We start from the raw sequence: 6,000 nt of genomic DNA on the forward strand, positions 1-6,000 counted from the left end.
TTTTGTAACATAAAGATATAGGAAAGAAAGGTTAAGAGAAAAAATGGTAAATCAGAAATATCTTGATAAGGCAGAGGTACTGATTGAGGCGCTTCCTTACATACAGCGTTTTAACCGTAAAATTGTTGTAATAAAGTATGGCGGAAGTGCTATGCTGGATGAAAAATTGAAGGCGAATGTAATTAAGGATGCAGTTCTCCTGAAACTGGTTGGATTTAAGCCAATTATCGTACACGGTGGCGGCAAGGAAATCAGCAAATGGGTTGGAAAAGTAGGTATGGAGGCTAAGTTTATCAATGGTCTTCGGGTAACAGATTCCCAGACAATGGAAATAGCAGAAATGGTCCTTGCCAAAGTAAACAAAGAACTTGTTTCCTATGTGGAATCTCTTGGCGTACAGGCTGTTGGTATCAGTGGAAAAGACGGTGGATTGCTGAAATGTAAGAAGAAATATTCCAATGGAGAGGATATTGGATTTGTAGGGGATATTACAGAAGTAAACCCGAAAATCCTTTATGACCTGTTAGAAAAGGATTTTCTTCCGATTGTTTTTCCAATCGGATTTGATGATAATTATGACAGCTATAACATCAATGCAGATGATGCAGCCTGCGCAATTGCAGAGGCTGTACATGCCGAGAAGCTTGCATTTCTTTCTGACATTGAGGGCGTTTATAAAGATAAAGATGATCCGTCATCCCTGATTTCGGAGCTTCATATTCAGGATGCCAGAAAGCTGATCGAGGATGGATATGTTGGCGGCGGAATGATTCCGAAGCTGAATAACTGCATTGAAGCAATTGAGCATGGTGTTAACCGGGTTCATATTCTTGATGGAAGAATTCCTCATAGTTTACTGTTGGAAATCTTTACAAACAAGGGTATCGGAACTGCTATTTTAAGAGAGGATGGAGAGAAATATTACCATGAACATGAATAATCAGATGGAAGAAGCGGAGTCCAGTATTCTTCATACATATAATCGTTTTCCAGTTGTTTTTGAACGTGGAGAGGGTGTGCATCTTTTTGATTCTGAAGGCTCCAAATATCTGGATTTCGCAGCAGGAATTGCTGTAAATTCGCTTGGATATCATTATCCTGGATATGATGAAGCGCTGAAAGAACAGATTAATAAGCTGACTCATATTTCCAATTTGTATTACAATGAGCCGATTATTGAAGCTGGTGCAAAGCTGGTAAATGCAAGCCGCATGGATAAGGCTTTCTTTACAAACAGTGGTACAGAGGCTATTGAAGGTGCATTAAAGGCTGCGAAAAAGTATGCTTATGAACGTGACGGACATGCAGATCATGAGATCATTGCCATGAATCATTCTTTCCATGGCAGATCTATTGGAGCACTTTCTGTCACTGGAAATGCACATTACCGTGAGCCTTTTGAGCCGCTCATGGGTGGTGTGAAATTTGCTGATTTCAATGATCTTGAGAGTGTAAAAGCCCAGGTTACAGATAAAACATGTGCAATTATTATGGAGACTGTACAGGGAGAAGGCGGTATTTATCCAGCGGAAAGAGAGTTTCTGGAGGGCGTTCGCGCACTGTGTGATGAGAAAGATATTCTCCTTATTCTGGATGAAATCCAGTGCGGAATGGGACGTTCCGGATATTATTTTGCATGGCAGGCATACGGTGTACAGCCGGATATTATGACCTGTGCAAAAGCGCTTGGATGCGGTGTTCCTGTAGGTGCATTTGTACTGAGTAAGAAGGTTGCACAGGCTTCCCTGAAGCCGGGAGATCATGGTACAACCTATGGAGGAAATCCGTTTGTATGTGCTGCTGTAAGCAAAGTTTTTGACATTTATGAGAAGGATATGATTCTTACTCACGTACAGGAATTAACCCCATATCTTGAGAAAAAACTGGATGAACTTGTGGAAAAACATGAGTGTGCTGCAGCAAGAAGAGGTATGGGATTCATGCAGGGAATCGTCATTGCAGGACGACCTGTAGGAGAGATTGTTAAGAAGGCTCTGGAGAAGAAACTGCTGGTTATTTCTGCAGGAAGCGACGTGCTTCGTATTGTGCCTCCGCTTGTGATTACCAAGGCGGATATTGATGAAATGGCGGAGATTCTGGATGAGTGTCTGGCGTAAATCAGGTCTGGAGTTTACTATGAAAGTCCCGATTGGAAGCTGAATATTTAGGTAAAATGATTCTCTGAAAAAGTTGTAATCTAGAGCCTTTTTCAAACACGCTCTAGCCTTGAAACGTAAAAGAGAATGAAACGATAGAAAAAAGGTACCCTGAAGTTGATCGAGGTACCTTTTTCTATCTTAGAAGAATATTTTTTGCAAAATTTACTCTTCTGCGAAGTCGAATTCGTCTTTAAATTTCTCTTTGAAAATGTCAAAAACAGCGGTGAGAATGTCATCGTCATCAACGAAAACATAGCTCTCGTTTTCTTCATTTCCGTCGTCCTCAACCTGAAGAATCAGTACTTCTTCATCTTCGTTCTCGTCCTCACCTTCCACGTCCTCTACAGGTGGGAGAAGAACTGCGTAGCGCTTTCCTTCATACTCAACAAGATCCAGGAACTCAAAATCCATGTCTTCCCCGTTTTCGTCGGTGAGGGTGATGATCTCGATTTCCTCTTCTGCTGGGGTACCAATGTTCTTTTCGTCTGCCATTGTGATTCTCCTTTTAAGTTGACATGCCAGCCCGGCTGTCATATTTGTTGAAAATATTATATCAATTGTGAGAGCTGTTGAATAGATGGAAAATATAGAAAATTTCGAAAATATTTTTGCATAATGTCAGAAGAAAGACTGGAAAAGCGGTTTTCAGTAGAGATATAACAGGATTGCAAGGTTGTTTTGGGAAAATATAAAAAACCTGTTGACAAGTAAAGTTGTCAATGATATTATGCAAATACAAGGAATGACAAATAGACTTGTCATAATGACAATGAAATAAGTCATTTCAAAAAAATGAATACACTACGAATGAGAAAGGAGCCTTTGAAATGGCGCTGGAGAATCGATTGAAGGAATATCGTGCCAGGCTTGGAATCAATCAGGCGGACATGGGGAAACTGGCTGGTGTGTCCAGACAGACGATCAGCCTGATTGAGAGGGGAGACTATTCACCTTCAGTGACGCTGGCTTTGAAGCTGGCGAAGATCTGTCAGGTGACAGTGGAAGATATTTTTACTTATACGGAGGATGGAGAAGATGAATAAGGGAAAATCTAAGAAGAAAATGAATTCCTATTTAAAAATGGTACTGATTATGCTGGCTGGTGGTGTTGTTGGAGGAATTTTTGGCTTTGTTACATCATACACTGGGGAGAATTCTATAGCAGCTATTGGGCATGGGATGAATGCATTTCTTTTGGCTGTACGTGATCATACAGTGCTGCTGGAATGTATCTGCGGTGCGATCTGTATTATGATCTGTGAGATTCATTTTGGAAAGATGAAGAGAATGGGAAGCCAGATACAGGATGCAGAGGATGAAGAATATCATGAATTGCAGTATCATATTGAAGTGTCCTCCAGCTGGGGGATGATTGCGAGTACAGTGGGAACTGTTCTTATGATGCTGCTTATTTCACCAGGATACTCTATGAAATATATTGAGAGCCAGAGTGACGGTGAGATATGGATGTTCTTAGCAGGACTGGTTGTGTTTGTGGGAATGGTTGGATATTTTGGTATGTGGCAGATTCGCTATATAAAGCTGGTTCAGAGAATTTATCCGGATAAGAAAGGTGATCCTACTTCTATAAACTTTCAGGAGCAGTGGCTTGCAAGCTGTGACGAAGCAGAGAAGGAAGAAATTTACGAAGCAAGCTATAAGACTTATCTGCTGACTGGAAAGGTACTTCCTTTTTGCACATTGGTAGCCATGCTGCTTCATATGGTATGGAATACGGGCGTTCTTGCTATTATCATTCCTGCTTTTCTCTGGATCTTATCGGCGTCTAATTACTGCCGGTGCTGCGTTACGAAAAAAAGCGAAAAACTTGCGAAGTGAATGAATCTTTGAAAAATACATATAATACTATTATGGAGGTGCCTGCTGCAAGTGCACCTCCTTTTCTTCCCGGGAAAGGGAGTATCCTTTTGGAGGCTGTCAGAACATTGATTGGCTTAGAGCGTGTTTGAAAAATCATTCCTGCAATCTGCACGCCCCACTTTGCGGTATATTTCACTCGAATTCGGTTGCCGTAGCCCGCTACGGCGCCCTCATCCGGGCGAAATCTCCCACAAATTGTGACGCACACCTTGCAGAAAGCCTTTTTCAAACACGCTCTAGAGAAAGAATCTGGAAGTATAGGATAGTTTATGGAGGTATTGTATGTGGGGATTTCTTGTAGCGTTGATATCTGGTGCATTGATGAGTATTCAGGGCGTTTTTAACACAGAGATGACTAAGCAGACCAGCTTGTGGGTATCCACCGGCTGGGTACAGTTTTCTGCGTTTTTGGTCTGTGTGTTGGCGTGGATTTTTACCGGGAGGGATAGTATTGGCGCGTTGTGGCAGGTGGAGAATAAATATACTTTACTTGGCGGTATTATCGGAGCATTTATTACCATAACTGTCATTCAAAGCATGGGAAGTTTAGGTCCTGCAAAGGCTGCTATGCTGATTGTAATTTCCCAGCTTGCAGTTGCCTATGTAATTGAATTATTTGGTCTGTTTGGTGTAGAAAAAGTGGATTTTCAATGGCGGAAACTGATCGGTATGGCTGTGGCTATTGTAGGAATTGTCATATTTAAATGGGAGAAATAAGGTAAATAGATAAAAGACTGATAAAATTTAGAAATGGTATTGTAAAAAATGTAAAGTTTCGTTAAAATAGATTAGGTAAAGCATGAGTGGAGGGGAACCTGCGCATAAAGCGAAAGGGGAACCTGCATGGGAAGAAAAATGAAATACAGATGTGGAATCTGGACAGTTTTGTTCTTTCTCTGGACGGCGTCTGCAATGACAGGCTGCGCACGTCGGGAAGAGGTTTTTCTGGAAGAGTTGGATTCAGATGAAGAGAACTCGAATAGAAAAGCCGGAGAAGAGAGCACTGCGTATGAGAGTAACGTGGCGGCAGGGGAAAATCCCGAAAAACAGTCTGCTGTTTCAGATGCTGGATCAGAGGGAAATACAGAAAATTCAGCTTTGGATTTGCCACCAGAAACGCCAATTCCACAGAAAATATTCGTTGATGTATGTGGAGCCGTTGTAAATCCAGGCGTTTATGAGCTGGATGAAGGAGCGCGTATTTTCCAGGCTGTTGATGCAGCTGGAGGATATTTGCCAGAGGCAGCCATAAATTATCTGAACAGAGCCAGAAGCATTGGAGATGGGCAGCAGATTTATGTGCCTACTGAGAAAGAAGTGTCTGAGGAGCTGGAACTCGCTATGGCGAAAGTGCCAGAGGCATTGAACGATGGTGACAAGTCTGGAAGTTCAGGATTGGAAGAAATTCAAGGCAGCTCAGTGGAAAATCCATCGGGAACTGTTGAAAGAGATACAGGAAGTTTCGGAGATGGCGCAGGCGATGATCCGCGAATTAATCTGAATACTGCAGATGCCGGGCAGCTTTCCACATTAAGCGGAATCGGGCAGTCAAAGGCAGAAGCCATTATTGCATACAGAGAGGAGCATGGAGACTTTGCTTCTATAGAAGAGATTATGAATGTAGAAGGTATCAAGGAAGGTACCTTTTCAAAGATAAAAGACAAGATATCAACTGGATAAGGGAGATTCTTAAATGAGCAGGAAAGTTTTGGTAGTAGATGATGAGAAACTGATAGTAAAGGGTATCCGTTTCAGTCTGGAACAGGATGGAATGGATGTGGATTGTGCCTACGATGGAGAAGAAGCCCTGGAGATGGCCAAAGAGAAGAAATATGACATTATTCTCCTGGATCTTATGCTTCCCAAGATGGATGGCTTTGAAGTATGCCAGCAGATCAGGGAATTTTCAAATGTTCCTATTGTAATGCTTACAGCGAAAGGTGAGGATATGGATAAGATC

The 6,000-nt window shown here is 41.9% G+C and carries 10 protein-coding genes; 8 read left to right on the top strand and 2 right to left on the bottom strand.

Going from position 1 to position 6,000, the window contains the following annotated elements; translation table 11 throughout:
* Positions 1-43 precede the first annotated feature (43 nt).
* Both argB and AB5170_RS19565 read left to right on the top strand, forming a co-directional pair.
* Entirely contained in the window at positions 44-940 is an 897-nt protein-coding gene (gene argB / locus AB5170_RS19560) for an acetylglutamate kinase (protein WP_173769618.1), read from the top strand.
* A complete protein-coding gene (locus tag AB5170_RS19565; protein ID WP_368361575.1) occupies positions 927-2,117 on the top strand; it encodes an aspartate aminotransferase family protein in 1,191 nt (396 codons plus the stop codon). The genes argB and AB5170_RS19565 overlap by 14 nt, the downstream gene beginning before the upstream one ends.
* A gap of 204 nt (positions 2,118-2,321) precedes the next feature.
* Here AB5170_RS19565 and AB5170_RS19570 read toward each other — a convergent pair whose 3' ends face one another.
* Positions 2,322-2,651 (bottom strand): DUF1292 domain-containing protein, encoded by a 330-nt coding sequence (locus tag AB5170_RS19570; RefSeq protein WP_118579740.1) that lies wholly within the window; start codon positions 2,649-2,651, stop codon positions 2,322-2,324.
* Between the two features lie 341 nt (positions 2,652-2,992).
* Here AB5170_RS19570 and AB5170_RS19575 point away from each other — a divergent pair, with 341 nt between their 5' ends.
* Both AB5170_RS19575 and AB5170_RS19580 read left to right on the top strand, forming a co-directional pair.
* Positions 2,993-3,202, top strand: coding sequence for a helix-turn-helix transcriptional regulator (locus tag AB5170_RS19575; protein WP_330382771.1), 210 nt, complete (start codon positions 2,993-2,995; stop codon positions 3,200-3,202).
* Entirely contained in the window at positions 3,195-3,998 is an 804-nt protein-coding gene (locus AB5170_RS19580; protein WP_173716155.1) for a DUF3169 family protein, read from the top strand. Before AB5170_RS19575 ends, AB5170_RS19580 begins: the two co-directional genes overlap by 8 nt.
* On the opposite strand, the gene AB5170_RS19585 is transcribed toward AB5170_RS19580, so the two are convergent.
* Entirely contained in the window at positions 3,967-4,248 is a 282-nt protein-coding gene (locus tag AB5170_RS19585) for a DUF6783 domain-containing protein (RefSeq protein ID WP_308768403.1), read from the bottom strand. The genes AB5170_RS19580 and AB5170_RS19585 overlap by 32 nt on opposite strands.
* On the opposite strand from AB5170_RS19585, the gene AB5170_RS19590 reads away from it, so the two are divergent.
* The 4 genes from AB5170_RS19590 to AB5170_RS19605 form a co-directional block, all read left to right on the top strand.
* The gene (locus AB5170_RS19590) at positions 4,168-4,341 is read left to right on the top strand and encodes a DUF6783 domain-containing protein (RefSeq protein ID WP_308768404.1); all 174 of its coding nucleotides are present in this window, start codon (positions 4,168-4,170) and stop codon (positions 4,339-4,341) included. The genes AB5170_RS19585 and AB5170_RS19590 overlap by 81 nt on opposite strands.
* The gene (locus AB5170_RS19595; protein ID WP_173769620.1) at positions 4,323-4,757 is read left to right on the top strand and encodes a DMT family transporter; all 435 of its coding nucleotides are present in this window, start codon (positions 4,323-4,325) and stop codon (positions 4,755-4,757) included. Before AB5170_RS19590 ends, AB5170_RS19595 begins: the two co-directional genes overlap by 19 nt.
* Before the next feature lie 126 nt (positions 4,758-4,883).
* Positions 4,884-5,720 carry a helix-hairpin-helix domain-containing protein gene (locus tag AB5170_RS19600; protein WP_368361576.1) on the top strand — a complete coding sequence of 279 codons (837 nt, stop codon included), beginning with the start codon at positions 4,884-4,886 and terminating at the stop codon, positions 5,718-5,720.
* Positions 5,721-5,733: 13 nt separating this feature from the next.
* Positions 5,734-6,000: response regulator (locus AB5170_RS19605; protein WP_368365141.1), on the top strand; the 267-nt coding region annotated here is incomplete at its 3' end.

It is taken from the genome of Ruminococcus sp. RTP21484sp1_RTP21281st1_A8_RTP21281_210402 (assembly GCF_040914025.1).
In the GTDB taxonomy this organism is placed as follows: Bacteria; Bacillota; Clostridia; order Lachnospirales; family Lachnospiraceae; genus Blautia_A; species Blautia_A faecis.